The organism is Sutcliffiella horikoshii (genome assembly GCF_008180725.1).
GTDB classification, from domain to species: Bacteria; Bacillota; Bacilli; order Bacillales; family Bacillaceae_I; genus Sutcliffiella_A; species Sutcliffiella_A horikoshii_B.
On record NZ_VTEV01000010.1, the window covers coordinates 43,045 to 69,882 of the forward strand.

Genomic DNA, 26,838 nt, shown 5'->3' on the forward strand with positions numbered 1-26,838 from the left:
TTTGACCGAACGAAATTTTCAAATGACCGAACGTCTCGAAATGTTGACCGAACCCGACTATGAAATTGTCCGAGCCATAGCCAAAAAGCTGCTAAAATTGTCCGAAGCATCCACTTTATTGACCGAACGGTTTAAAAGCATCTAAAAACACATAAAAATCATCTGAAAAACTTTCATATTCCCCAAAAAACTAAAAAACGCATGGACCAACTCACCAAAAGAATCAATCCATGCGTCCATCTATCCGAAGATACGTATTATTTTGTTAAAGCATCCGTCAACACAGGAACAACTTGCTTCTTTCGGGATACAACACCCTTCAATAAAGCTGTGTTGTTTTCAAGAGTTACATTGTACGCTTTCTCCACAACTGGCGCTTGGGAACCAAGTGCAAGTGCAACAGAATCATTTTCTAAAATATCCGTCACGACAAGTAGGAATAAATCTAGATCCTTGTCAGCAACGTTGGCTGTGATCACTGCTTCCAACTCTTCCTGTTTTGCAAGAACGTCGTTTGTATCAACCGTGTTTACTTGCGCGATTTCCACTTTGTAGTTGCCCATTTGGAATTCTTTCGCATCTAAGGAAATCAGTTGTTCTACTGTTTTGTCGCTCAGATCCGCTCCTGCTTTTAACATGGCAAGGCCGTACTCTTCTGCATTCACTCCCGCGATTTCCGCAAGTTCTTTTGCAGCTTGTACATCTTGCTCTGTGCAAGTCGGGGATTTGAACAACAGAGAATCAGAAATGATAGCAGAAAGCATTAAACCAGCAACAGGCTTAGAGATTTCCACACCATTTTCCTTGTATAGCTTGTTTAAGATTGTCGCAGTGCAACCAACAGGCTCTGCACGGTAGTATAAAGGATCAGTTGTTTCAAAGTTTGCGATACGGTGGTGATCAATTACTTCCAGCACGCGAACTTGATCGATATCACTTACGCTTTGTTGGCGCTCGTTGTGGTCGACTAAGATTACTTCTTTGACTTCATTTGCAACAGTTTCTACTAAACGAGGCACTTCGCTATTGAATTCTTTTAACGCATATTCTGTTTCACCGTTTAACTCACCTAAGCGAACAGGCTCTGCATCCATGCCTAATTGCTTTTTCAAATCTGCATAAGCGATTGCCGAGCAGATGGAATCTGTATCTGGGTTTTTATGTCCTAGTACTAAAACTTTTGTCATGAGTACTCTCCTTGCGTATATGTTTTATCGAGCTAATTCTACTAACTCTTCCACTTTGTATATTACCTTAAAATATCTTCTGATTCAAAATGAAATTCCTTTTGAAATGTTTCTCTATAAGGTTTTAATGAAAAATACAGAAAAAAGGAACGCCTCCACTGAATGAAGACGCCCTTACGTTTTCCAATTGTTGTATTTAATCTAGTTGCCTAACAGCCGTGTCTTCCGTCATCCTTAACTGACCACGTTCTTCCACACAAGGCTCAACGGTCCGCACTTCCTGGCTCTCTTTTTCATTTGTCAGCACCAATATCCTGCCGTTCTCCACATCAGTTGCATACATTGGCGCATCGCGGTCTGAGAGGCCTAGTTCAAGCAATTTGTTGCCCACTCCTCTTGGTGCATGCGCCTCATCTGGCAAGAAAAGCTTGTCGACCATGGAATCGTCTTCTTCAGATGTAATGTGTTCTACCCTCGTGCCTGTGGGATAGTTGGAACCAATTTCATCTCCAAGCGCAACCACGACAATCTCTTCCGCCCGGTACCCCTGGACAATCAAGCCTTCCACTACATTTCTGGCTTTTTTCTCTGTATCATATACACCTAATATCGTTTTTTTCATTATCGTTTCCTCCTAGGAAAAAGAATAGCTCTTTTCTCTATACATTCCCCCTTGGAAACAGTTGAAACACCCTTACAAAAATTTCCTAACACTTAACCAAACTGGGCATGATGCAATCTGCTATAGATTCCTTCTGCTTCAATCAGCTCTTCATGTCGGCCTTGTTCTGCGATGCCATCTTTTGTCACGACCATAATACGGTCTGCATTTTTGATGGTGGCAAGGCGGTGTGCAATGACCAGCGTTGTCCGGTCTTTAGAAAGCTCCGTTAACGATCCTTGGATAGCGCGTTCCGTTTCCGTATCAAGTGCGGAGGTCGCTTCATCTAAAATCAGGATTGGCGGGTTTTTCAGGAAAATCCTTGAAATGGCAAGACGCTGCTTCTGCCCGCCAGACAGTTTCACCCCGCGTTCACCGATAACGGTATCAAGTCCCTGTGGCTGTGTGGAAATGAATTCATCCAGCTGAGAACGTCTTGCCGCCTCCATGATTTCTTCGTCTGTTGCATCAAGTTTGCCGTATGCAATATTTTCTCGGATCGTTCCTGAAAATAAAAACACATCCTGCTGCACGATTCCGATTTGGCTTCGCAAGGATTCAAGCTTGAGTTCGCGTGTATCATAGCCGTCAATGAGAATGCTGCCTTCTTCTAGTTCATAGAACCGTGGCAAAAGACTGCACAGCGTGGTTTTCCCGGCACCTGATGGACCAACAATCGCAACTGTTTCACCCGCTCTGACGGTGAGGTTGATGTTTTTCAATACTCGCTCGTTACCCTCATAACCAAATGATACATTTCGGTAGTGAATCTCTCCCTCTAATTCGGCATGGACAGCATCAGGTGCATCTGCAATATCCGGTTCCGTATCCATGATTTCTGTATACCGTTTGAACCCCGCAATTCCCTTTGGATAGCTCTCAATCACTGCATTTATTTTCTGAATAGGTCCTAGTAAAATATTAGAGAGCAGGATGAAAGCAACAAATTCCCCATAGCTAAGCTCCCCGCGTATAACGAAAAAGGTTCCGAATAGCAGCGTAAATAATGTCACAAGACGCATTAGCATATAGTTAGCCGTGACATTCTGAGCCATAATTTTATAAGAAGCCAGTTTCGTAGAACGATAGCTTTCATTGTTCACCGCAAATTGCTTCTGTTCGTGTTTTTCGTTCGCAAAAGCCTGCACCACGCGGATTCCCCCGATGCTGTCTTCCACTCTTGCATTTATTTCTGCCACGTCACTGAACATTCTGCGAAACGTACGTGTCATTTTTTTATTAAAATGGATGGCAAGAATCATTAACAGCGGAATGACTAAGAATGATAGAATGGCAAGCTTCCAGTTGATGGTGAGCATGATGAAAAACGCCCCGATAAGCGTCATCAAGGCCACAAACACATCCTCAGGTCCATGGTGGGCAACTTCTCCGATTTCCTCTAAGTCCTTAGTAAGCCTAGAGATAGAGTGCCCTGTTTTATTATTGTCATAATAGCCGAATGAAAGCTTCTGCATGTGCTGAAATAACTTTCTGCGCATGTCGGTTTCAATATTAATCCCAAGCATATGGCCCCAATAGGTAACCACATAATGGAGTCCGGTGTTGATGGCATAAATGGCAAGCAGCCCGATGCACGCCCAGACGATAAGCGTCCAATTTTCCTGTGGCAAAAGTTTATCAATCACCTGGTTTACGGCAACCGGAAACGCCAGTTCCAACAAACCTACTAAAACGGCGCAGGAAAAATCCAAAATAAACAGCCATTTATATGGCTTATAATACGAGAAAAACCGTCGTACCAATACTTTCACACCCTTTTTCAATTGTTATGTATACTGATTGTTTTTATTTCGACCCTCTAATGATAATCATTATCATTTAAACTCTACTATACTATTATTTGCTGATGCACGTCAATGTAATTTATGTTAGAAGTGTACTTTTAGGATGGGAAGGGAACTCTTTGGGATGAACGAGGCAACTCCAGGAGGTGAAGAAGGTTTTTAGCAAATTAGATTTTGGATTTTTGGTTTTTAATTGATTTTGGCGTAAAAAGAAGGGAAAATGATCAACTTTTGAGTGGTAAAAAACCATTCGGACAACTATCCTCCTTGGTTCAGACATTTTATTACCTATTTTGGTGGGGGTTCGGACATTTACAGGCGGATGTTCGGTCAAATATTTGGGGCCTTCGGTCATTTGAAAAATTCGTTCGGTCAAATTCCTCAATACTTCGGTCAACTTTGGAAAATCTTTGGACAACTTCGCGAAATCTTCGGTCAACTTTTCCAAAACTTCGGACATTTGTCATAGCACTTCTATTGATCAAAGCAAAAAAGCCGCCCAAGGGACTACAAACTCCCCCTAGACGACCAAGCTAAAGCTAAAACCCCTCACTTACATAAAAACGCTCTTCTCAATCTCTTTCATCTCATAAAAATACCCTTTCATCCTCATCAGCTCATCGAATGTCCCTGCCTCTACGACACGGCTATTCTCCATGACAATGATCTGATCCATCTTCTCTAAGCCCGTCAAGCGGTGACTGACCAGCACCACTGTATCCTCTGCGGCCGCGTCAAAAAGCTTCTCAAAAATTGCCGCTTCTGTAACAGCATCCACAGAGGAAGTCGGCTCATCCAAGAGCCACAAACGTTCCGCCTTCAACAATGCACGTGCTATAGCAAGGCGCTGTTTCTCCCCGCCGGAAAGGTTCTCCCCTTTTTCCAACACCTCATCATCCAAGGAAAAGCCGTCAAGCTTCACCGCGCCTAATGCTTCCAACATCTCTTCATCACTCAATCCATCCTTGGCAAGCGCAAGATTCTCCCTAATAGTGCCATAGAAAAAGTGATTTTCCTGCAGTACGACATTTGCCTTACTCCACAAGTCCTCTTGTTCCACTGCAGCATAGTCCCACTCACCCAAAGAGACAATCCCTTCCTCTGCCTCATATATCTTCAACAGCAACTGCAACAATGTAGATTTCCCAGAACCGCTTGGGCCGACAATGGCCGTTTTGGATCCAGCAGGCAAACTAACACTCACTTCGTCCAGCGTTGGACGGGATTCTCCAGGATAGCGGAAGGTAACATCCTTCATTTTAAAAGAAAATGCCTGCTGTTCAGGTAGTTTCACAGTTGTCCCAGCAGTCGCGGCACCTACAACCTGCGCCACGTCCACCACATCATCCAACCTAACAGCAGCCCTTCTACTCTCCTCATAATGATTCGGGAAAACAGCCATCGGTGCTGCATTTTCAAACACAGTCAAGGAAATCATCACAAGCATCGCCAGAAACAGTCCGTCAAACTGTCCTTCCACCGTCAGATACGCGCCGAGTGCAAGCAAGGTCCACGAAACAAGCAACGTAATAAACGTGTTCACTGATTGATTGAACATCGCCTGTTTCCCTTCTCGCTCCTGCTCTGCAACATATGATGCCGCCGCTTCCCCCAGCAACTTCTCCTTATCATTCAGTTGCTGATAAATTTTCAAATCGCGGAATCCATAAAAAAGCTCCGTCACCTCTGTCGATAGCGCCCCTCTTTCTTCTCTCACACGACTTTGCAATCGGCGTTGTCCTACTGCAAAGATAGCCGGCACTACAAATCCAGTCAAAATCAATCCGATGAACATCACCAATGCCAGATAAATAGAGAAAAAGGAAATGAAAAATATTGTGCTTAAAAAGACTAGTACCAACACTACCGGCGGGTAAAACACGCGTAGAAAGAAGTTCTGTAAGCTTTCCACGTCCCCCACAATCCGTGCAAGCAAATCACCGCTGCGGTACTTTTGAAAAATCTGCGGCGCAAGCGGCTCGATTTTTTTATAAAAAGAAACACGCAAATTACTTAATATCGTAAAAGTCGCCCTGTGCGAATACAAACGTTCGCCATATCTACTAAATGCCCTCGCGAAGCCGAATAGCTTCAACACAGCAATCATTACAGTCAAGGTATAAATCGGCGGAGCCAAGGCCGCTTTGGAGATAAGATAACCACTAGAGGCAAACAGCCCAACCGCCGTAATCCCTGCTGAAAATCCAAGCAAAATGGAGAGGAGAATATCCTTCTTTTCCAGCATGACTAGTTTCACTACATGTGCTAATTCTCTCATCCCGCACTCCCTCCTTGTTGGACAGAAACCATATCATTGTAAGCCGGCACCGTTTCAACCAGCTCCTCATGCGTTCCTTGGGCAATCAACGCGCCTGATTCAAGCAGTAAAATCGAGTCCGCCTGTTTAATTGTGTGCAATCTATGCGCAACCGTTATAACCGTAGACGTCTTGGCCAGCTCCTTTATAGAAGCCTGCAAAATCCGCTCCGTCTGCAGATCAAGTCCTGTAGTCGGTTCGTCAAACAGGATGACTGATGGCTTTTTCAAAAAAGCCCGCGCCAATGCCAACCGCTGCTTTTCACCGCCAGACAAACCTCTCCCCACTTCACCTATTTTCGTTTCAAAACCTTCTGGTAACGACTCAATCAACGGAAGGATACCTGCTTTCTCCGCAGCATCTCTTATTTCTTCTTTTGTCGCTTCCGCCTTTCCGCCAATCGCAATGTTATCGGCAATCGTTCCGGAAAAAAGATATGGATTTTGGGAGATATAGCTGACGCGGTCAAACCACGCTTTTTCCACATATTCAAATAACGGCTTTCCTTCTACCAAGACTTCCCCTTCTGAAGGACGAATCAACCCTGCCATCAGATTGAGAAGTGTCGATTTTCCTGCACCACTTCGTCCAATCAAAGCAAGCTGCGTATATGGCGGAATATCCACTGTTATATTTTCTATGGCAAAGCCTTTATCTCCATAACGGAAGCCAAGGTTTTTCAGTTGTATTGCAGGAGGACCCTGCTCCACTTGAAATGTTGAGCCTCCCCATTCAATAGGATTCTCCTCTTCTGCCAGCTCATCTGTCACCTTTTTTGCCGCTCCCATACTTCCACGCCCGGTATGAAAGGCGCTTCCAAGCTCTTTCAGGTATAGATAGAACTCAGGTGCCAATACCAATACAAAAAATGCAGTGAAGAACGTAACATTTTCAAAAACAACAAGCTGCAAGCCTACTTCAAGTGCAATCAATCCAATGGCAAGCATGGAAATGAATTCCAGCATTAAAGACGAGAGAAATGCGATTCGCAACACTTCCATCGTCGCATCACGGAAGCTTAAGCTACTGTTTTCGATCGTTTGCTGCTGTTTGGCTGAGCGACCGAAAAGCTTTAATGTCGTGAGCCCTTGCAACGTATCAAGAAACGTTCCCGAAAAAGCATTCAGTTTATCCATCTGCTCTTCTGATTTTTTCTTTGTTTTCAAGCCAACCACAATCATGAAAATGGGAATGAACGGCGCCGTAATCAGAATGATCAAACCTGTATTTACATGCTGGCTGAATGCCGCGATCAAGATCATGATTGGAATGATGCTCGATTGGATGACCTGTGGCACGTATCTGCTGAAATACGGATCTATTTCATCTACCGCATCCATCATAACGCTAACCTTTTGGCCGGACTGACCCTTAAGGGAAGCTTGAACAGGACTGTTGGAAAATTTCTGTAGCAACGCAATCCGGAATTCACGTTTTACTTTGGCAGCAAGCTTCACACCTGTCAAACCGCTCCAATAGGTTAAAGCCGCTCGTGCAGCCAATACTGCTAGAAGTCCCCCCAGGAATGGCAGGATTTCTTGAAAAGTGTGGCCCCTTAGGAACACGCGGTCCACAATGGTGACAAAGAAATATGCCTGCCCGATGACCGTCGCCCCTGTAAGTATAGCAATTAAGATCAGCGTCATCCTTGTGCCTCTATGAGATTTTGCGATTGTTTTTAGATCAGTCATATAGTTAAATCCCTCTTTTCTATTAATGAAAATCGGATTAAAATAGTTAGTTAGTGAAAAGTTTCACATACTTTATAGTTAACATTATATAACACGCTCGGTGGAATTTCCTCTTTTGGGATTGACCATTTTATGACAAAAAAAATTCTTTGCACTCTTCACTTCTACCCCACTCCTTCACCGCATAAAATAATTCATCCAGAAAAAAACATTGCATTTCACCTTGAGCTGTTGTAAATTAGTAAAATAATTAAATTGTTCTGATAATTAAATAGTGAACTTTCTTATCCAGAGAGGTTGAGGGAATGGCCCGAAGACACCTCAGCAACCAGCAACGCCCTATTAAAAGGACGTTGAAAAGGTGCTAATTCCAGCAAGCTGTGATGCTTGCAGAGATGAGAAGAATGTACTTTTCGATAAAAGTCTTCTTCTTATAGAAGGCTTTTTCTTTTTATCCAATAAAGCATTAAAGCCTCTCTCCCTCTGGAAATTAATTGTCACTTACCATATAGGAGGCCACTTCATGTATAAAACGGAAACGAAGCTTGCGCAAATTGGAAATCGTTCAGAAACTGCCACTGGAACAGTGAATCCACCTGTTTATTTTTCCACCGCCTATCGCCATGAGGGCATCGGACAATCGACGGGCTATGACTATACAAGAACAGGGAATCCCACGCGCCATGTGTTGGAAAAAGCCATTGCGGATCTAGAGGGGGGCGATCAAGGATTTGCCTGCAGCTCCGGAATGGCGGCAATTTTGACCATCCTTTCCCTTTTTAAGTCGGGTGACCACCTCATTGTATGTAAGGACCTGTACGGCGGTACGTACCGCCTTTTTGAAGAAGGCTATAAAAAATGGGGACTGTGTTGTAGCTATGTGGACACAACCGACCTTTCAGAGATTAAAAAAGCCATTACTCCACAGACGAAGGCTATTTTTGTGGAGACTCCCACCAATCCCCTGATGGTAGAAACAGACTTAGAAGCAGTCTCTGAGATAGCGAAAGCGCATGGACTTCTATTAATCTGTGACAATACGTTTTACACTCCTGTTCTATTAAACCCCATAAAATTAGGCGCGGACATCGTCATTCACAGTGCGACCAAATATCTTGGCGGGCATAATGATGTGCTTGCAGGGCTCCTTGTCGCAAAAGGCGCAGAACTTTGTGAATTACTGTCGCTTCACCATAACGCGGCAGGTGCGGTACTCAGTCCGTTCGACTCGTGGCTGTTGATCCGCGGCATGAAAACCTTGTCCCTTCGCATGGAACGCCATGAAAAGAATGCGCAGATAATCGCGGAATATTTGAATCAGCATGACTCCATCACGGACGTCCTGTATCCGGGAAGAGGCGGCATGCTCTCTTTTCGCATCCAAGACGAAGCATGGGTCAATCCCTTACTTCAAAGCTTAAAGCTGATTACTTTTGCCGAAAGCCTAGGGGGCGTGGAAAGCTTCATTACTTATCCCGCCACCCAAACGCATGCGGACATTCCAGAAAAGATTCGCATGGAGACCGGAGTTTGCAACAGACTGTTACGCTTTTCAGTCGGCATTGAAGACGCAGAAGACTTGATTCAAGACTTAGAGGCGGCACTGAAAGCTGCTTCCATCCAAAGGGAGGTCCTATCATGAGCCATTCTTTTCAAACGAAGCTGTTACACAACCGCCATAAGTTTGATAAAAGCAATGGAGCAGTCAGTGTGCCCATCCAACACGCATCCACTTTTCATCAGCCTGATATCGATTCCTTTGGCAAATATGACTATGGACGGTCCGCCAATCCGACCCGGGAAGCACTCGAAGAAACAATCGCACACTTAGAAGAAGGAACCAGAGGCTTTGCTTTTTCATCTGGGATGGCGGCGATTTCGACTGCTTTTCTCCTTCTTTCACAAGGTGATCATGTCCTAATCTCAGAAGACGTTTACGGCGGAACCTACCGAATGGTTTCAGAGGTTCTTACCCGTTACGGCGTGGAGCATACGTTTGTGGACATGACCAATTTAGAAAAAGTGAAAGCAGCCATCCAAGCTAACACGAAACTGTTTTATGTGGAAACACCATCCAATCCGTTGTTAAAAGTAACAGACATCGCAGCTATTTCCACACTCGCCAAATCAATCGATGCATGCACATTCGTCGACAACACTTTTTTGACCCCAGCCTTGCAAAAGCCACTGGAACTTGGTGCCGATCTTGTCCTACACAGCGCAACCAAGTTTCTCTCTGGACATAGCGATGTCGTGGCCGGCCTTGCGGTGGCAAAGAATCCTGTGCTTGCCGACCGTTTAGCCTTTTTGCAAAATTCCTTCGGCGCGGTGCTTGGTGTCCAAGATGCATGGCTGGTTTTAAGAGGGCTCAAAACCCTACATGTAAGGCTGGAGCAGTCCCAAAAATCAGCCTACAAGATCGCAAGTTACCTAGAAAAACACCCTGCCGTTAAAAAGGTTTATTTTCCAGGATTGACGACACACCCTGGCTTCACGCTCCAACATAGACAGGCGCAGGGACCTGGAGCTGTCCTTTCTTTTGAACTTCACAGTGAGGAGGACCTCAGAAAGTTTGTCGGCAAGGTCGAGATCCCAGTGTTTGCTGTCAGTTTAGGGGCAGTAGAATCCATCCTTTCCTTTCCGGCGAAAATGTCTCATGCGGCAATGCCGGAAGCAGAACGATTAAAACGAGGCATCTCCAACTCCCTACTCCGCCTGTCTGTTGGACTTGAATGTGCGGAGGATCTTATAGAAGACTTTGAACAAGCATTTCAACATACCAGTACAGCAGCAAGTGAAAACCAAGAGCAACGGAGGATAATCCATGGGAATCTTAGATAGTTTAGCGCAAGACAACATTTTAATTGCAGACGGTGCGATGGGGACCCTCCTCTATTCCTACGGCTCTGATTGTTGCTTTGAAGAATTAAATTTATCGCAACCAAACCAAATCTATAATATTCATAAGGCGTATCTGAATGCCGGCGCTAACCTTATCCAGACTAACTCGTATGCGGCCAACTACCACAAGCTCGAGCGCTATGGACTGCAGGATCAGGTGAAGGAAATAAACAGTGCGGCGGTCAGGCTGGCGAAAAAGGCCGTGGCGAATCACCCTGATGCCCATGTGGTGGGTACAATCGGCGGAATCCGCGCCATCAAGCCGGAAGCCATTCCGCTCGAGGAAATCAAACGCACCTTCCGTGAACAGCTTTACTGCCTGTTGCTTGAAGGAGTAGATGGTATCTTACTAGAAACTTTCTATGATCTGGAAGAATTAGAGACAGTCCTAAAGATTGCTAGAAAAGAAACGAACCTGCCTATCATTGCACAGGTGTCGCTTCAAGAGGTTGGATACTTGCAGAACCGCGTGCATATCACGGATGCCTTAAACCGCTTGGAATTACTTGGTGCTGATATTGTCGGACTAAACTGCCGCCTTGGCCCATATCATATGATTTCCACTCTGGAAGAGGTGTCGATTCCAAAGAAGGCTTATCTTTCGGCTTATCCGAACGCAAGTCTTCCCTCTTATGTGGATGGAAAACTAGAGTATGACAGCGACGCGGAATATTTTAAAGAAACCGCATTAGCTTTTCGAGACCAAGGCGTAAGATTATTGGGAGGCTGCTGCGGAACAACGCCTGCTCATATCCAGGCATTTTCCCGAGCACTTCAAGACGTGGCCCCTGTAAAAGAAAAACAGGTAAAACGAAAAGAACGAACCATCATCATCCCTTCAAAAAAGAAGGAAGTGCCAACACCTCTTTTCGAAAAAGCAAAAAAAGAACGGTCCATTATCGTGGAGCTCGATCCTCCACGCAAACTGAACACAGATAAATTCATGGCCGGCGCTAAAGCTTTGAAGGACGCAGGCATTGATGCGCTCACGTTAGCGGACAATTCCCTTGCCTCTCCTCGGGTCTGCAACACCGCACTCGGATCCATCGTGAAATCAGATATTGGATTGCGCCCGCTGATCCATATTACCTGCCGCGACCGAAATTTGATTGGCTTGCAGTCACATTTGATGGGACTCCATCAGCTGGGCATTCACGACGTACTGGCAGTAACAGGCGACCCAACAAAAGTTGGTGATTTTCCGGGAGCCTCGTCTGTCTATGACGTCACCTCGTTTGGTCTTATCAATATGATCAAACAGTTTAACCAAGGTGTCTCCCTTACCGGAAAAGAACTTGGCGAGCATACCAGCTTTTCTGTCGGCGCTGCCTTTAATCCGAATGTCCGCGTCATTGATAAGGCAGTTGAACGGTTGGAGAAAAAAATAGAAGCCGGCGCCGATTATTTCATCAGTCAGCCTGTTTTTTCCGAAGAAAAACTACTTGAAGTCCATCAGGCTACCAAACATATTGATGCCCCTATCTATATTGGGATTATGCCACTCACAAGCAGTAGAAACGCAAACTTCCTTCATCATGAGGTTCCGGGGATCAAGCTGACTCCACAGGTGCTTGAGGCGATGAATCGTCACCAAAATGATCCACAGCAGGCAAGTCTTGAGGGATTAAATATAGCCAAGGGGCTGCTGGATGCCGCACTTGAACTATTCAATGGTATCTACCTGATCACCCCGTTCATGCGTTATGAACTGACAGTCGAGCTTGCCAACTATGCAAAAAAATACGGTCGGTTCCATTCATCCAGGAGGGTTCAAAATGTCTAAACCTATCACACTACTAGAACAGCAGTTACAAAAGAAGATTCTAATTATGGACGGCGCAATGGGAACGATGCTGCAGCAGGCAAACCTCACGCCAGATGACTTTGGCGGCGAAGAGTATGACGGCTGTAACGAGAACCTGAACATCACCGCACCCGATGTCATCGAGCACATCCATGTGGAATATTTGAACGCCGGTGCCGATATCGTGGAGACGAATACGTTCGGCGGGACTGACCTTGTTCTTGATGAATATGAGCTTGGGTTCAAGGCCTATGAGATTAATAGACTCGGCGCGGAAATTGCCAAGCGTGCGACCGCTCAGGTGTCCACCCCGGAGTGGCCACGTTTTGTTGCAGGCTCCATCGGTCCGACTACGAAAACACTGAGTGTGACAGGCGGGACCACCTTTGATGCTTTAACAGATTCCTATGAAGAGCAGGCTCGCGGATTGCTGGACGGCGGCTCTGACTGTCTTTTAGTAGAGACGAGCCAAGACTTATTGAACGTAAAATGTGCCTTCCTTGGAATCCAGCGTGCTTTTGAAAAGACGGGTGTCACGGTTCCTGTCATCATCTCCGGAACCATCGAACCGATGGGAACCACCCTTGCAGGTCAGGCAATCGATGCCTTCTACGTTTCTGTAGAGCACATGAAGCCCCTTGCAGTCGGTTTGAACTGTGCGACCGGTCCGGAATTCATGCAGGACCATATCCGGACACTTTCCAACTTGTCCAAAAGTGCGGTCAGCTGCTATCCAAATGCAGGCCTCCCGGATGAAGAAGGCCATTATCATGAAACACCACAGTCCCTTGCCACAAAGCTTGGCGGATTTGCAGAACAAGGCTGGCTGAATATCGTCGGAGGCTGTTGCGGTACAACGCCAGATCATATTCGTGCGATTTCGGAAGTGATGAAGGATTACAAACCTCGTGCTTCTGCCTCTGTTCCAGAGCATCACAGCGTTTCCGGAATTGAGTCATTCATTTATGACGACCCTTCCCTCCGTCCAATCATGGTCGGGGAGCGCACCAATGTCATCGGATCCCGCAAGTTTAAGAGACTGATTGCGGAGAAAAAATTTGAAGAGGCAGCTGAAGTGGCCCGTGCCCAAGTTAAAGGCGGCGCCCACGTCATCGACATCTGCCTTGCCGACCCGGACCGCGATGAGCTAGAAGACATGAAAGCTTTTGTACAAGAGGTCGTAAAAAAAGTGAAGGTCCCGCTTGTCATCGACTCCACCGACGAACAGGTCATTGAGGCGGCGTTGAAATACTCGCAGGGAAAAGCGATCATCAACTCCATCAACCTCGAGGATGGCGAGGAGCGCTTTGAAGCTATTATTCCATTGGTTCATAAATATGGCGCCGCGCTTGTCGTCGGAACCATTGACGAAGAAGGAATGGGCGTCAGCGCTGAACGAAAACTTGAGATTGCCCAGAGGTCCTATGATCTTTTGGTAAACAAATACAAGGTCTCCCCTACTGACATCATATTTGACCCGCTTGTTTTCCCTGTCGGTACAGGTGACGAGCAGTATATTGGATCGGCGAATGCAACGGTTGAGGGAATTCGATTGATAAAAGAACACTTCCCTGCCTGTCTGACGATACTTGGTGTCAGCAACGTATCTTTCGGACTCCCACCTGTTGGACGTGAAGTGCTCAACGCTGTTTACCTCTACCACTGCACACAAGCAGGCCTAGACTATGCAATCGTGAACACAGAAAAGCTGGAGCGTTTCGCATCCATCCCAGCCGAAGAGGTCAAGATGGCAGAAAAATTGCTGTTTGAAACGACCGATGAATCGTTGGCAGTGTTTACGGACTTTTACCGTGGCAAAAAGAAAGAAGCGAAGTCCAATATCCCGGATTTGCCGCTTGATGAGCGACTAGCCTACTATGTGGTGGAAGGGACCAAAGAGGGGCTCCTCCCTGACCTTGAGCTTGCGCTTGCCGCTTACCCTACACCACTGGAAATCATCAATGGTCCTTTGATGAACGGGATGAAGGAGGTCGGCCGTCTGTTCAATGATAATCAGCTGATCGTTGCGGAAGTGCTGCAAAGCGCAGAAGTTATGAAAGCGTCTGTTGCCTTCTTGGAGCCGCATATGGAGGCAAGTGATACCTCCTCTTCTAAAGGGAAAGTTCTGCTCGCAACTGTGAAAGGCGACGTGCATGACATCGGAAAAAATCTAGTCGACATCATCTTGAGCAACAATGGATACAACGTAGTCGATCTCGGAATCAAAGTGACTTCCACCGACTTGATTCAGGCTATAAAAAAAGAAAAGCCGGATATCGTAGGCCTATCCGGACTACTCGTAAAATCCGCTCAACAAATGGTGTTGACGGCGCAGGATATGAAGCAATCCGACATCTCGGTTCCTATTTTAGTAGGAGGGGCTGCGTTGTCTCGTAAATTCACAGACAACAAAATTTCCAAAGAATACGAAGGGCTTGTCTTGTATGCGAAGGATGCGATGAACGGCTTGGCGCTTGCTAACCAGTTGCGCTCACCTGAGGAGTTTGAAGTGTTGGTGAATGAGCAGGTGGAGAAACAGAAGCGGTTGCGGGAGGAGGAGGCAGCTGCAGAGAGCGCGCCTGGTGCTACTGAGGACAGCAGTGCTATTGCGACGGCGGTTAAGGTGCGCTCCAATGTCTCTCGGGATGTACGGGTATTCATCCCAAGTGATACAAAACGCCACCTACTGCGGAACATTTCCGTCTCCCATGTGGAGCCGTATATCAATATGCAAATGTTGATTGGCCACCATCTTGGGGTAAAAGGAAAGATTGAGAGATTGATTGCTGAGAAGGATGAGCGCACCCTGCAAGTGAAAGGTGTGGTAGATCAGCTCCTGTCAGAAGTTAAGCTGAATAAACTTATTACTCCAGCTGCCGTGTATCAATACTTCCCGGCTCAGTCTGAGGGCGATACCCTGTTCATCTATGACCCGGAGGACACAAGTAGAGTAATTGAGCAGTTCAATTTTCCAAGACAGGCAAAAGCACCTCACCTTTGCTTGGCCGATTATGTGAAGCCCCGTGAAAGTGGCGTTATGGATTATGTGGGACTGTTTGCCGTAACGGCCGGCCGCGGAATTCGTGAATTGGGTGCCACCTATAAAAAGGAAGGCCGGTTTTTGGAAAGCCATGCCCTGCAGGCTTTGGCGCTTGAGACCGCAGAAGGATTGGCTGAGTTGGTCCATCAGCAAATGCGCGACCGTTGGGGGTTTCCGGATTCTGTCAGCTTTACAATGAAGGAGCGATTTTCTGCTAAGTACCAAGGCCAACGTTTCTCGTTTGGGTATCCTGCATGTCCGAACTTGGATGATCAGCAAAAGCTGTTCAAGTTAATCCAGCCGGAGGATATTGGTGTGGAGTTGACGGATGGCTGCATGATGGAGCCGGAAGCCTCGGTGTCTGCGATTGTTTTTGCGCATCCGGAGGCTAGGTATTTTAATGTGATGTAGATAGGAAACCCCGCGTGGTCGCGCGGGTTTTTTTTATTGAACGAACGTTTGATTAAGCTGGGTAGGTGCTGATATTGTTCGTGAATTTCAGTTTAAACAAACATTTGATTAACTGCCGTTTGGTCAGGTGTATCAACGGGTTGGCGATTTAAACAAACGTTTGATATATATTTTGTTTCTATTAATAGCTAGAGAATTCTTTTTTAAACAAACGTTTGACTAAAGAATTCGTTTCTTTCCTTCGGCTTCCAAAATGACATTGAAGTGACTATCAGATCCTGAAAAAGGCTGCTCCTTTTCCAGTTTTAGCACTCGCTTCACGATAATTGGATTTTCATTTTTGGGTGGGACGATTATATCAAATGGTCCTCCATTATTCATATATTGAGGCCCTTTTAAAAACTCTTCTTCATAGAAAGTGAGTTTGAAAGACACATCTTCCTTACTATGATTCTGAAGATATAATTCGCATTGAGCTGTCATGGTTGTTTCATCTTTGGCCTCATAAGAGCATGTACTTCTTTCTTTGTCATAGGAAATCGCATCAATGCCGGTAGCAAAGGTGGTTTGGTATGCTTCTGCAATCATTAACGGACCAAACATAAAGAGGAGAACTGTCATTATGACGGCGCGTGCGCGGTATTCTTTCAAAGCTATCACCAAGAAGACTATTCCCAATAGTAAAATAGAAACGGTTATCACTCCGACATACACGGTTCCTTCCACTGTTCTCTTAGGAATCGATAAGACAGAGGTCCGCTCTGGCCCATAAGGGGAGTTTAGCTCAAACGGAAAAGACATAATCATTGCGATGACAATCATTGATACAGAAACATATAAGGCTGGCTTACTCTTTAACATGTTAGGTATTACCCGCTTTCTATTGCGTTCTTAGGTAAATATTTCTAGATAAAAAGGTAAATACCTTTGTTTGCAGCATAAGAAAAGGACCACCATAAGTGATCCTCTCCTCCTAAATATTAATAACCAAACTCCTCATTAGCAAACACAAGGTCCACTAAAACAGGACTGATTCCCTTTTTGTAAATGATAGTCAGCTCCGCTCCTGAGATAATATCATAATTTGGAGCCGTCCCGTAGGCAACCCTCAGTACAACCGGCTCCTTCTCTCCTTCTATCAGAAACTCCACTGAATTCTGATCTACTACTCCAGTTATGACAGCGTTGGCTTTTAACATGCCGTCCGACTGGATTTTCAATTCCTGACCAATCAGCACTACGTCCGTCGACATGTGGTTATCTTTCTTTATTTTATGGGCGGACATATTAAACTTTTTGGCTATGCCCCACAACGTTTCCCCTGGTGCTACTGTGTAAAATGCCTTTGTGACTTTTTCCTGTGACTTTTCCACCACATCATGATTAGAAGCAGGGATGATTAACTGTTGCCCTATGTGAATTGTATCTGTTGTGAGGTTATTCTCCTTTTGGATGGAACCAACCGTTACATTGAATTTTTCACTAATCGAGAAGAGAGTATCCCCAGCCATTACTTTATAATAAGTCGCTTTAGTTCCAACCTTCAGGACCTGTCCCACTTTGATCAGGTCCGTTTTCAGGTTATTTACTTGTTTAAGTTCCGTGATGGAAAGACCATATTTCTTCGCTATTGAAAATAATGTATCACCAGATGACACTTCATGTGTTAATTTCTTGTTTTCTTCCACTTCTTTAGTACCAGATTCACTCAACTGTAAGATTTGCCCCACTTTTATGATGTCAGACTTTAGACCATTCAAGTCTTTTAACTCCTTAACGGACACCCCATACTTTTGAGCTAGTGAAAATAACGTATCTCCAGGTTTTACTTGGTGTACCGCCTCATTTGCCAGCACTTCACCTCTAGCATTCACTGTGATAAACGCACTAACCGCAAGCGTTCCAGCTAGGACATAACTAACAATTTTCTTATCTCTTTTCCCCTTGTTGATCCTCTTCTGCGTCTCAATTCTCTCTTTACGAGACCTAACATTCTGACTTTCCACCATAATCCCCCTCGGTTTCTACCAATATATTCTTCTGTTTGAAGTATTTTGTCGAAATCACAGAGATATTTCGTAAAGAGGTGACTAATTATTAGGGTTGGGCGAAAAGTAGGGAAAATAGTAATAATTATTGTATTTTAGTGGGTTTTTGTTGAGTAAATCTACTCAAATGGACGTAGTTTGTATTGTTTTTCGATTGTGGCTATTGTCACAGAGGTGAATTTGCGGTATAAAACTGGATATCCATTGAAACGGATCATTTATCCATTGTAATACAAATATATCAACTGCAAATGGAATATATCCATTGTAAAATTGTTTTATCCATTGTAAACGTGGATATATCCATTGGAGCAAAAAAGTGGCTGCTTAAGGGCCAACGTTCAATGCAAACCAGGGGAATTGAATGCAGGTAGGGGAAAGTTTTGGTGTTTTGGTAGCGAAGTGGCCTAAATAGTTACTCGGAATCTTAAGATACCGGCATAACCATGTACATATCAAGAAATTTAAGGATATATCAAGAAAAAATGAATTATATCAAGAAAACTCACCTACATATCAATAATTTTCAAGCTATATCAAGAAATCTAGCATTATTTCAAGAAAACCCTGCCTCCAAGCCCACCAGCTAGTAAGTGCCACCCAAACACCCCATCTTCCAAACCTGAGCGTGTCTCCCAAAAACTCAAAAACCCCGGCCATCCAATCATCCACCCGGCCGGGGTCCCACAAAAAATCCTACAACTTAAATTTCTTTATCAGTTCACTCAAATTCTCACTCATCGCAAGCAGTTCCTCAGCTGAATACGCAATACTGCTGATTGCCTTCACTTGCTCGTCTGTGGATGCCGCAATTTCTTCCGTACCCGCAGCAGACTGCTCGGCAATGGCGGAGATGCTTTGAACAGAAGCAAGCACTTCTTCCTTTGATTCATTCATGGCATTCATGTTGGTCATGATGTCCTCTATGAATCCAATAATGGAGCGGATATTGGTCGCGATTTCTCCGAATGACTCGCCGGTTTCTGTTACAGCAAGGCTTTGTTCGCTTGAGATTTTGTTCGTTCTCTCCATCTCTTCCAAAATTACAATGGACTCTTCTTGAATGCTCGAAATGGTCTCTTTAATATGCTGGGTCGAGTCGGCTGTTTGCTCTGCCAGCTTTCTTACTTCCGTTGCCACTACCGCAAATCCACGCCCATGTTCGCCGGCGCGTGCCGCTTCGATGCTTGCATTCAACGCCAACAGGTTTGTTTGATTGGAAATTTCGTTGATGGTATACGTAATTTCTTCAATACTTTTAATCTTCTCCGTGAACTGGGTCATCAGCGTATTTAAGCTCATCACAATTTCCGATGATTCATTTGTATGCCCCTGCAGTACTTCCAGTTTCCCCAGACCCGTTTCGTTTGCAGAAATAATCTGCCCAGACAGCACCTGAAGTTCATCTTGCTTGGCTAACACATCCTCAATATTATCCGCGAGATTCTGTGTACGGGAGCTTGTTCCCTCTAAATCAGTTGCCTGCTGGACTGCACCTTTTGTAAGTTCCTCAATCGCGCGGTTCATCTCTTCGCTGGTTGCGGAAACTTCTTCTGTCACGGCACTCATTTCTTCCACAGACGCCTTCACTTTCTGAGAAGAATCTGCCACCGTTCCAATCATTTCGCGCATGTTCACAAGCATCGTTTTAAAAGACGTTGCCAACACGCCAATTTCATCTTTGGAACCAACCTCAATATCCCCCGTTAAATCTCCATTGGCAACTTTGGTAACCTCAGAATTCAACCTCAATATCGGCCTAGTAATATAGCGTGCTAGTAGAATGGTAGAAATACTTGCCACCACCAAAGCAAGCAACCCTACAATAAAGATGGTTCTTAAGATACCGTTTGCTAATTGAAGCATGTCTTTTTCTAAGAAGACCCCGCCTATTTTCCAGCCAGTTTCATCTATCGTATTAAAAGCCATTACTCTTTTCGCGTTATCATATGTATATCGCTGGATTCCTTCTGCTTCTTCTTTGTACATGTTATCTACAAACGGCAGGTCCTGATCCAGTAGGTTCTCCCCAGTCAAAGTAGGATGCACCAATGCCACACCATAATTGTCCAAAAGGATGCTATATCCTCCATATCCTAATTCTTTCTGTGCAACTAGCTCTTCTAAAGCCGTAATGTTAATGTCAGTTGCAAGGACTCCTTGCACCACTCCATCACCCGTTACCGCTTTTGCCAAGGTGATAATTGGTTCACCTGTACTTGAGTCTGTATAGACATCGGTATAGATCACTTCACCAGGACTTTGCATGGCCTGCACATACCATGTGCGCGTAGTCGGATCAAAGTCAGATGGGAGTTCCATGTCCGGAGACGAATAAAAACCTTTTTCCTTGGTTGCTAAGTACAGCACCTGCATGTCAGGGTAATTCCCTAATACTTTACTGAAGCCAGCTAACATTGTCGCCTCATTGGCTGGAGATCCATCTACAAGAAAATCATCCACTAGTGAGGTGCTCCCATAGGAACTAAGTATTTTAGAATAGTTGTCTAGGTAAATATGAATAGTCTTTTCAAGGTCTACCATTGCAGCTTCCGCATTTGCAACGACTTCATGCTCTATTTTTTCCTTTGCTTGACTATATGTAATAGCACCTACACTGGCAATGATTAAAAATATCAGTAACAAAAATGAAAAGACCAGTTTCCCTCTTAATGATGTAAACATATATATGACTCCTTTGTTTTTAACGGATAAATATTTTATCGACATACGATGTTAAATGTTAAGAAACAAAGGAGAAATCAGTATTTTCAAAAAACACTATTAAAGTCGCGCCGTCACAAGCGCTCCCGCTCCAACGACGATAAACAAAATGCTCAGATACACAGCAAGCATTCCCACTTCCACCGTTTGGAAGCCAAGAAGTGCAAGGGTCACGACAATCGCTCCGCTGCCTATGAACACCACATAGAAAGCTCCCAAGAAATAGCGTTTCATCAATAACATACTACGCTCATCAAATTCCGGTAATTTCGGCATTCTTTTTTTATGAAAATACATAATTAATAGCACCAAGACAAGGCCTCCCAAGGTACCTTGAAACATGGATAGTAAAAGACTATAATCAAAAACCCCTTCTTCCCGGCCTATGATATAAATCCCCAAAGCTCCGCCAATCTGCATGCAAATTAAGATAACTACGAATGCCAACCAAAACCACTTCTTATTAGACTTCATTTCCCTACTCCCCCTTTTTCTTCTCGTCTAGATAAAACATTTCCTCAATCGGCACATCAAAGTAGGCAATCAGTTTGAGGGCCAATTCCAAGCTTGGGTTGTATTTATTTTTCTCAATGGCATTCACCGTTTGCCTGGTGATTTGCAGGTCTTCGGCCATCTTGATTTGGGTGATTCCACGCTTTTGCCGAATTTCTTTAATGTGATTGATTACTGCCACGGGCGTCCCCTCCATAAAAGGTAAAGATATCTTTACATACACTATAAACAAAAAAAGGAAATATGTAAAGAAACCTTTACATACTTCCTTGAAAATTTTTACACCGTTGCTTTCCGCTCCATCAGGTTCAATCCTATCCCCATAAAGAGGACACCCATGCAAAATAGTACCGAAGCTGGTAGCAAAAATTGCGACAAGGACCAATCCAACAACGTTGCTCCCTTCAGCATTTCCATCCCATAAGTCATCGGGATTAGTTTGGACAAAGTGAGCAAAGCCTCTGATTGAACGATTTCAAGTGGCCAGTAGGCACCCCCGATCATAGCCATACTCACGGATATTAACGGGATGACCGCATCCAATTGCCTCGGATTGGTGGCAATTGCACTGATTAGTATTCCAAGAGACACTATGGCAAACAAAAATGGGATGATCACAAGGAGAATCATCGGATATCCACCTTTTAGATCCACTCCTAAAACGAAGTGAAAAAAGGAGAAAACCAGAGCCAGCTGTGCGTATCCAAGCAAAAAGCTGAAGCTTACATGCCCCAAGTACAGCTGTACTTTTGTCAATGGAGACAAGATCAAACGGTTCCACATTCCATTTCTCTTTTGCTCCAAAATAGTACTCACCGTATAAGTAACAGTAAAGATGACAAAGAAAAGTGAGAATCCGAACAAAGCCTGCAGAGAAGAATCATAGATGAATTCACTTTCTTTGAATGATTTTTCTGAAACAGCAAACAAACTACTGCTTTCTTCTACTTTTCCGCTCAATTCATCCTTTGACGCATTGAGTCTTTCAGCTGCGTCAGAAAGCGTACGCTCTGACTGCAACACGTTGGCAACATGAGCCTCTATTAAGGTGGTGTTGGGAGTGGTGGCACTAAGGTAAAGTTTGTAGCTCCCCTGCTCCAATTGCAGCCCCATGTCGATGGTGCCTTTTTCGAGTTTATCCTTCACGGCAGACTCTTTTTCGGAAACAAAAACGGTATTCTCCGCTTTGGAATTAAGAGCCCGAATCAGTTCTGCTTGTTCCGCCTCAGAAAGGGTGGTTGAAAATACCGGGAGCTCTACTGGTTCTGCTTGATTCACCTGCCCAAGTGCTAGTGCGAAAACAAATGTTAGAACGATCATGCCAATAACAGCAAATGGCTGTCTTCTCAAGTATTGAAAATGGTTGATTAGAATTGCCCTCATTTATATCAACCTCCTTTTCGGAAAAATAGGAATGGCTATCAGGAGGAGGGCGATACTTACCACTGCCAAGCGGAAAAGATTACTGGTCACTTGCGACAGCTCTCCGCCACTTAATATTTTCAAATAGCCTTGCAGGGCGGCACCGTTTGGTGTGAAGGATGCAATCGTAAACATTGTGTCGGACACCTCATTCCAAGGGACAAAGCTACCACCCAAGAAAGCAAACACACTGACTAGGAATCCAGAAAACATCGTGGATACCCGCTGTGTTTCGAAACGGTAATTTAAGGCGGTGATCAGCACTGCCATCGAGCCTATCACAAAGCTGAAAAATAGTGTGATCGCGAGGAAAGCAAGAATATCCGACCAGATAACTTGGTAGATAATTGCCGCCAAACCATATAACGCACACAATTGAAAGAAGCATATCAAAACAGCGGAAAACCACTTGCTTGACGCGTACATCCAAGGGTTTGTATTGGTGAGCAGAATTCTGTCATACACAAATGTGGCTTTTTCATAATAAGCATAACCCGCTACGAATGACACGACATATAAAGCAAACATCGTACTCATCCCCACAGCAAAATAACCAAAGGAATCTACTGGCACTTTTCCATTCACTGTTACTGTTTCACCTGTGACCTGGACTACTTCCTCAAATTCAGCTGGAGCCTGTTCGGTTTGTTGTGCCTCCCGCGTCAACACCGTTTGCAAACGCATTTGATTTGTAAAATTCTCTACCACATCTGAAATGATACTGGCTTCTAGTCCCTTATCTTCATTTAAGTAGAGTTCCAATTCCTTTGTTGTTTCCTGGTTGAAGAATTGCCCTTTCCAGGTCTCCAAGCGAAGTCCCTCTGAAAATTGCAGAACACCAGCGTATTCATCATTGGCAAGAGCCTCTTCCAGGTCTGTTTCTTCTTTTACGTTCAGCAAATCTTGAAGTTCCTCTTTCATCACAGTATCTACGAGCAACTCCGGCAAGGAGGTCTTTTCGGCGGCTTCAAGGATCTCGGTTCTGGCTTCATCAGGAATGTTTTCTGCTACCATCCATTCGTTGAACTCCTCTAACTCTGCTTGAAGATTCCCTTCGTCAAGTACCGCTACCTGCGCATTGAGCGTAATGTCTTCGTCAGTGTTTCCTCCTAATGCAAACCCAAGTATCGTAATTAACACAAACGGCATCGCAAGCAAAATCAAGACTTCCTTTTTATCCCGCAGCAAGTGAAGGAGGTCTTTTTTAATAAACGCACTTAACACGTTAGATCCCCCCTAATCTCGAAGCTTGCGACCTGTGAGATGCAAAAAGACATCCTCAAGGGTCGGCGCTTTAATTTGTATTCCGTTTAGCGGACTGTCTGTTTGTTTGGCGGCATCAAAGACATCTTCTAAAAGGTTGATTTTCTTCGGAGCCAATAAGATTATTTTCTTATCTAAGGTGGTTACGGATGATATGGCCGGGATGGACTCTAGCTTCTTGATAAAAGTCGGATTGACCTTTTCCACTTCGACCTCAATGGTATGCTCAGAGGAAAGGATATTCTTCACTTCGTCCTTAGTCCCAGAGGCTATCACTTCACCGCGGTCCATAATGTAGAGGCGCTGACAAAGAAACTCCACTTCCTCCATGTAGTGGCTTGTGTAGAGAACGGTAATTCCTTTTTCTTCGTTTAGTTTCTTCACCGTTTCCAGGATGTAATTTCTTGATTGGGGATCGATTCCGACAGTCGGTTCATCCATAATTAGGATTTCCGGTCTGTGAAGCAGTGCCACTGCAATATTAAGTCGGCGCTTCATCCCTCCGGAAAATTGTTTTACCGGTTCTTTTTGACGCTGCTCGAGTCCGACCAGCGTCAGGACTTCTTCTATTCTTTGCTTTAATTCGCTTTTTGGCAGTTTGTAAATCTTCCCGAAAAAGCTCATATTTTCATAGGCGGTCAGTTCCGGAAATACTGCGATCTCTTGCGGAACGACACCGAGAATTTCTCTTAGGTGCTGCGGTTGCTCTTTGACACTTTCTCCTTTGAGAAGTACGTCCCCGCTTGTCGGCTGGACGAGGGAGGAAAGGATGGAGATAGTGGTGGACTTGCCTGCTCCGTTAGGCCCAAGCAGCCCCACCGTCTCCCCTTTCTCCAAGTATAAGTTGACGCCTTTAACGGCTTGCGTGTTTTTGAATATTTTTGTTAGTTGAATGGCTTCTAGCATGTTCGTGGCCCCCTTTGTTACTTTTACTATACTATCGTCTTGGGGGAAATTAACCTGAAGAAGGTCATTAGTTTGCGGGGGTTGGGGTGACTTTGGTCACTTTTGTGGTGGGGGATTATTAGGTGTTCTATTAGACAGAACGGGTGGATTCTCTTGGACTTCGGGTGTTTAGACGACTTCTATTAGACAAAACACGCTGCTTCCTCTGGTCTTCGGGCGTTTAGACGCCTTCTATTAGACAGAACACGCTGCTTCCTCTGGTCTTCGGGCGTTTAGACGACTTCTATTAGACAAAACACGCTGCTTCCTCTGATTTTCGGGCGGTTAGACGACTTCTATTAGACAAAACACACTGCTTCCTCTGATCTTCGGGCGTTTAGACGCCTTCTATTAGACAAAACACGCTGCTTCCTCTGATTTTCGGGCGTTTAGACGCCTTCTATTAGACAAAACACGCTGCTTCCTCTGATCTTCGGGCGTTTAGACGCCTTCTATTAGACAGAACATGCCGGTTCACTTGGACTTCGGGCGTTTAGACGCCTTCTATTAGACAGAACATGCCGGTTCAATTGGCCTTTGGGCGTTTAGACGCCTTCTATTAGACAAAACACGCTGCTCCCTCTGGTCTTCGGGCGTTTAAACAGTCTAGACGACAAAAAGCCCGAATAGATTTTCGAGCTTTAAGCATGCTTCATAAAAATCCCCTGGTGCTTCATGCCTTTCCGCAGTTTCACCAGCTTCACACCATCCCCCACAGTCTCCAAAGCAAATCCCTCCGTGGAAGTAGGTAAATTCCACGTCTCCATCACCGCTTGCTCGGTACATGCAATCACATAAGGATGCCTTATTGCATGCTGGTGTATAATTTGTCCGAACGTCATGGAAGGAATCATCACGTTCTCCACCTTAATCCTAGCTAAAAGCATCATTCCTGCGTACAATTGTTGCTTGCCCTCTCCTGAATTCATCACAATATACGATGGATTCCCGAGTTTCTTAATATTCACCAGAATGGAAAAAGAGATGTTGTGCTTCGTGGCATAATGCAGAAGAAACGCGATGCCCCGCATTTTTTCCTCAAAGCTGCTGGTACTGATATCAATGACAAATAGCCAAGATAGCTGGGTGGTCCGGTCGTACACCTTGGACTGCAGGCTATTCATTCTAGCCGTGGCTTTCCAATGAATGTTACCGAAAGGATCACCAGGCACATAATCCCTTGTGCCAAGCACTCTACTTTTCTCTTCAAACAGGGAACTTCTACTCGGCTGCTCTCCTTGCTTCTTTGGAAAGATTTTTTCAAGCCCCGCTACCTTCTCGCTTCTCGGATAAACAATGACCTCAAACTGCATTTTATCTCTTGTCTGAAGATATACTTTTCCCCAACCAAAGAAAGAATCGATTTCCATGTCGAACAGGTGAAGCTGGGCCACGCCTCTCTTCACAGCCGTGAAAGGAAGTACGACCTCCCATTGACTCCGCCCAACCTGGTGAAAGTTAAAATGTAACTGGTTCATATGTATTTGCTCTTCCCCATGTTGAAAAAGTATGTTTTTGTCCGTTCCCAATCTAAGCCTTCCGAAAAATATCGGAAGCAAACTGTTGTGAGTGATCCTAAGTCTTAACATCCCCTCATCTTCAGTGAACAGCTTCAACTTCTCTTCCAGTATGTGAATCTCAAGCTTTTTGGCCACATGGGTGAGATAGTAAAAGTTCCCCCACATATAAGCTAATATAGCGAAAAAAAGGAAAAATAACGGAGTAGATCCTAAAAAGAAGGATACAGACAGCAGGAGAAAAAGAACGGCATTCATCATCCGTAGCCCTCTCTCGTTCTCTATTTGTTGCACCCATCCACTCCATTCGTCATTTGAATAGGTTCCGGACTTCTTACCCCTGACTCGTTGCTTTATCCGTTGAAACCGTGTTTCCATATGCAAATCATATTGGTTTGGATCCATTTATCGTCCTCTTTCTATTAGGCTAGGGGTGCCCTTAGGTGTTTCTGCGGGCAAATTGCTTTTGTTTCACGCTGAATGGAGCGCTCTATTAGTCGGAACGTGCAGTGTTACTTCTGCTTCGGGCGTTTAGAACCCTTCTATTTACCCGAACTCTAGTTTCACTTCTGCTTCGGGCGTTTAGAAC

At 44.8% G+C, this 26,838-nt stretch carries 19 protein-coding genes and 1 riboswitch; of the genes, 4 read left to right on the forward strand and 15 right to left on the reverse strand.

The window, feature by feature from the left end; translation table 11 throughout:
* Window positions 1-257 precede the first annotated feature (257 nt).
* From FZC76_RS19760 to cydD, 6 genes are all read right to left on the reverse strand, one after another.
* The gene (locus FZC76_RS19760; protein WP_148989875.1) at window positions 258-1,187 is read right to left on the reverse strand and encodes a manganese-dependent inorganic pyrophosphatase; all 930 of its coding nucleotides are present in this window, start codon (window positions 1,185-1,187) and stop codon (window positions 258-260) included.
* Between the two features lie 196 nt (window positions 1,188-1,383).
* Entirely contained in the window at window positions 1,384-1,809 is a 426-nt protein-coding gene (locus FZC76_RS19765; protein WP_148989876.1) for a general stress protein, read from the reverse strand.
* Window positions 1,810-1,901: 92 nt separating this feature from the next.
* Window positions 1,902-3,611 carry an ABC transporter ATP-binding protein gene (locus tag FZC76_RS19770; RefSeq protein ID WP_148989877.1) on the reverse strand — a complete coding sequence of 570 codons (1,710 nt, stop codon included), beginning with the start codon at window positions 3,609-3,611 and terminating at the stop codon, window positions 1,902-1,904.
* A 121-nt stretch (window positions 3,612-3,732) separates the two neighbouring features.
* Complete coding sequence (locus tag FZC76_RS23280; protein WP_187442162.1) at window positions 3,733-4,113, reverse strand: hypothetical protein; 381 nt, start codon at window positions 4,111-4,113, stop codon at window positions 3,733-3,735.
* 93 nt (window positions 4,114-4,206) lie between these two features.
* Window positions 4,207-5,931: a thiol reductant ABC exporter subunit CydC gene (gene cydC, locus FZC76_RS19775; RefSeq protein WP_148989878.1), complete on the reverse strand. Its 1,725-nt coding sequence runs from the start codon at window positions 5,929-5,931 to the stop codon at window positions 4,207-4,209.
* Window positions 5,928-7,661, reverse strand: a complete 1,734-nt coding sequence (gene cydD / locus FZC76_RS19780; protein WP_148989879.1) for a thiol reductant ABC exporter subunit CydD — start codon at window positions 7,659-7,661, stop codon at window positions 5,928-5,930. The genes cydC and cydD overlap by 4 nt, the downstream gene beginning before the upstream one ends.
* Window positions 7,662-7,942: 281 nt before the next feature.
* A riboswitch (SAM riboswitch) is annotated at window positions 7,943-8,063 on the forward strand.
* 121 nt (window positions 8,064-8,184) lie between these two features.
* Here cydD and FZC76_RS19785 point away from each other — a divergent pair.
* The 4 genes from FZC76_RS19785 to metH are packed head-to-tail and all read left to right on the forward strand — an operon-like array spanning window position 8,185 to window position 15,817.
* Window positions 8,185-9,303, forward strand: coding sequence for a methionine biosynthesis PLP-dependent protein (locus tag FZC76_RS19785; RefSeq protein ID WP_148989952.1), 1,119 nt, complete (start codon window positions 8,185-8,187; stop codon window positions 9,301-9,303).
* Entirely contained in the window at window positions 9,300-10,502 is a 1,203-nt protein-coding gene (gene metC / locus FZC76_RS19790; RefSeq protein WP_148989880.1) for a cystathionine beta-lyase, read from the forward strand. Before FZC76_RS19785 ends, metC begins: the two co-directional genes overlap by 4 nt.
* Window positions 10,486-12,345 carry a bifunctional homocysteine S-methyltransferase/methylenetetrahydrofolate reductase gene (locus FZC76_RS19795; RefSeq protein WP_148989881.1) on the forward strand — a complete coding sequence of 620 codons (1,860 nt, stop codon included), beginning with the start codon at window positions 10,486-10,488 and terminating at the stop codon, window positions 12,343-12,345. Before metC ends, FZC76_RS19795 begins: the two co-directional genes overlap by 17 nt.
* Entirely contained in the window at window positions 12,338-15,817 is a 3,480-nt protein-coding gene (gene metH, locus FZC76_RS19800) for a methionine synthase (RefSeq protein WP_187442169.1), read from the forward strand. The genes FZC76_RS19795 and metH overlap by 8 nt, the downstream gene beginning before the upstream one ends.
* Before the next feature lie 219 nt (window positions 15,818-16,036).
* On the opposite strand, the gene FZC76_RS19805 is transcribed toward metH, so the two are convergent.
* The 9 genes from FZC76_RS19805 to FZC76_RS19845 all read right to left on the reverse strand — a co-directional run bounded on the left by FZC76_RS19805 (window position 16,037) and on the right by FZC76_RS19845 (window position 26,654).
* A complete protein-coding gene (locus FZC76_RS19805; protein ID WP_148989882.1) occupies window positions 16,037-16,678 on the reverse strand; it encodes a hypothetical protein in 642 nt (213 codons plus the stop codon).
* Window positions 16,679-16,797: 119 nt separating this feature from the next.
* Window positions 16,798-17,826 (reverse strand): LysM peptidoglycan-binding domain-containing protein, encoded by a 1,029-nt coding sequence (locus FZC76_RS19810; protein ID WP_148989883.1) that lies wholly within the window; start codon window positions 17,824-17,826, stop codon window positions 16,798-16,800.
* Between the two features lie 735 nt (window positions 17,827-18,561).
* Window positions 18,562-20,550: a methyl-accepting chemotaxis protein gene (locus FZC76_RS19815; RefSeq protein ID WP_187442163.1), complete on the reverse strand. Its 1,989-nt coding sequence runs from the start codon at window positions 20,548-20,550 to the stop codon at window positions 18,562-18,564.
* A 99-nt stretch (window positions 20,551-20,649) separates the two neighbouring features.
* Complete coding sequence (locus FZC76_RS19820) at window positions 20,650-21,063, reverse strand: hypothetical protein (RefSeq protein WP_148989885.1); 414 nt, start codon at window positions 21,061-21,063, stop codon at window positions 20,650-20,652.
* Between the two features lie 4 nt (window positions 21,064-21,067).
* Window positions 21,068-21,283, reverse strand: coding sequence for a helix-turn-helix transcriptional regulator (locus FZC76_RS19825; protein ID WP_148989886.1), 216 nt, complete (start codon window positions 21,281-21,283; stop codon window positions 21,068-21,070).
* 98 nt (window positions 21,284-21,381) lie between these two features.
* Window positions 21,382-22,485: an ABC transporter permease gene (locus FZC76_RS19830; RefSeq protein ID WP_148989887.1), complete on the reverse strand. Its 1,104-nt coding sequence runs from the start codon at window positions 22,483-22,485 to the stop codon at window positions 21,382-21,384.
* On the reverse strand, window positions 22,486-23,748 hold the full coding sequence (locus tag FZC76_RS19835) for an ABC transporter permease (RefSeq protein ID WP_148989888.1): 1,263 nt from the start codon (window positions 23,746-23,748) through the stop codon (window positions 22,486-22,488).
* A gap of 12 nt (window positions 23,749-23,760) precedes the next feature.
* Window positions 23,761-24,693: an ABC transporter ATP-binding protein gene (locus tag FZC76_RS19840; RefSeq protein ID WP_148989889.1), complete on the reverse strand. Its 933-nt coding sequence runs from the start codon at window positions 24,691-24,693 to the stop codon at window positions 23,761-23,763.
* A 680-nt stretch (window positions 24,694-25,373) separates the two neighbouring features.
* The gene (locus tag FZC76_RS19845) at window positions 25,374-26,654 is read right to left on the reverse strand and encodes a DUF58 domain-containing protein (protein ID WP_148989890.1); all 1,281 of its coding nucleotides are present in this window, start codon (window positions 26,652-26,654) and stop codon (window positions 25,374-25,376) included.
* Window positions 26,655-26,838: the final 184 nt, after the last annotated feature.

What these genes read in the sequence shown, in the direction of transcription:
- FZC76_RS19760 (WP_148989875.1), bottom strand. Translation starts at nt 1,187, where the DNA reads ATGACAAAAGTTTTAGTACTAGGACATAAAAACCCAGATACAGATTCC.
- FZC76_RS19765 (WP_148989876.1), bottom strand. Translation starts at nt 1,809, where the DNA reads ATGAAAAAAACGATATTAGGTGTATATGATACAGAGAAAAAAGCCAGA.
- FZC76_RS23280 (WP_187442162.1), bottom strand. Translation starts at nt 4,113, where the DNA reads ATGTCCGAAGTTTTGGAAAAGTTGACCGAAGATTTCGCGAAGTTGTCC.
- cydC (WP_148989878.1), bottom strand. Translation starts at nt 5,931, where the DNA reads ATGAGAGAATTAGCACATGTAGTGAAACTAGTCATGCTGGAAAAGAAG.
- cydD (WP_148989879.1), bottom strand. Translation starts at nt 7,661, where the DNA reads ATGACTGATCTAAAAACAATCGCAAAATCTCATAGAGGCACAAGGATG.
- FZC76_RS19785 (WP_148989952.1), top strand. Translation starts at nt 8,185, where the DNA reads ATGTATAAAACGGAAACGAAGCTTGCGCAAATTGGAAATCGTTCAGAA.
- metC (WP_148989880.1), top strand. Translation starts at nt 9,300, where the DNA reads ATGAGCCATTCTTTTCAAACGAAGCTGTTACACAACCGCCATAAGTTT.
- FZC76_RS19795 (WP_148989881.1), top strand. Translation starts at nt 10,486, where the DNA reads ATGGGAATCTTAGATAGTTTAGCGCAAGACAACATTTTAATTGCAGAC.
- metH (WP_187442169.1), top strand. Translation starts at nt 12,338, where the DNA reads ATGTCTAAACCTATCACACTACTAGAACAGCAGTTACAAAAGAAGATT.
- FZC76_RS19805 (WP_148989882.1), bottom strand. Translation starts at nt 16,678, where the DNA reads ATGTTAAAGAGTAAGCCAGCCTTATATGTTTCTGTATCAATGATTGTC.
- FZC76_RS19810 (WP_148989883.1), bottom strand. Translation starts at nt 17,826, where the DNA reads ATGGTGGAAAGTCAGAATGTTAGGTCTCGTAAAGAGAGAATTGAGACG.
- FZC76_RS19815 (WP_187442163.1), bottom strand. Translation starts at nt 20,550, where the DNA reads ATGTTTACATCATTAAGAGGGAAACTGGTCTTTTCATTTTTGTTACTG.
- FZC76_RS19820 (WP_148989885.1), bottom strand. Translation starts at nt 21,063, where the DNA reads ATGAAGTCTAATAAGAAGTGGTTTTGGTTGGCATTCGTAGTTATCTTA.
- FZC76_RS19830 (WP_148989887.1), bottom strand. Translation starts at nt 22,485, where the DNA reads ATGAGGGCAATTCTAATCAACCATTTTCAATACTTGAGAAGACAGCCA.
- FZC76_RS19840 (WP_148989889.1), bottom strand. Translation starts at nt 24,693, where the DNA reads ATGCTAGAAGCCATTCAACTAACAAAAATATTCAAAAACACGCAAGCC.
- FZC76_RS19845 (WP_148989890.1), bottom strand. Translation starts at nt 26,654, where the DNA reads ATGGATCCAAACCAATATGATTTGCATATGGAAACACGGTTTCAACGG.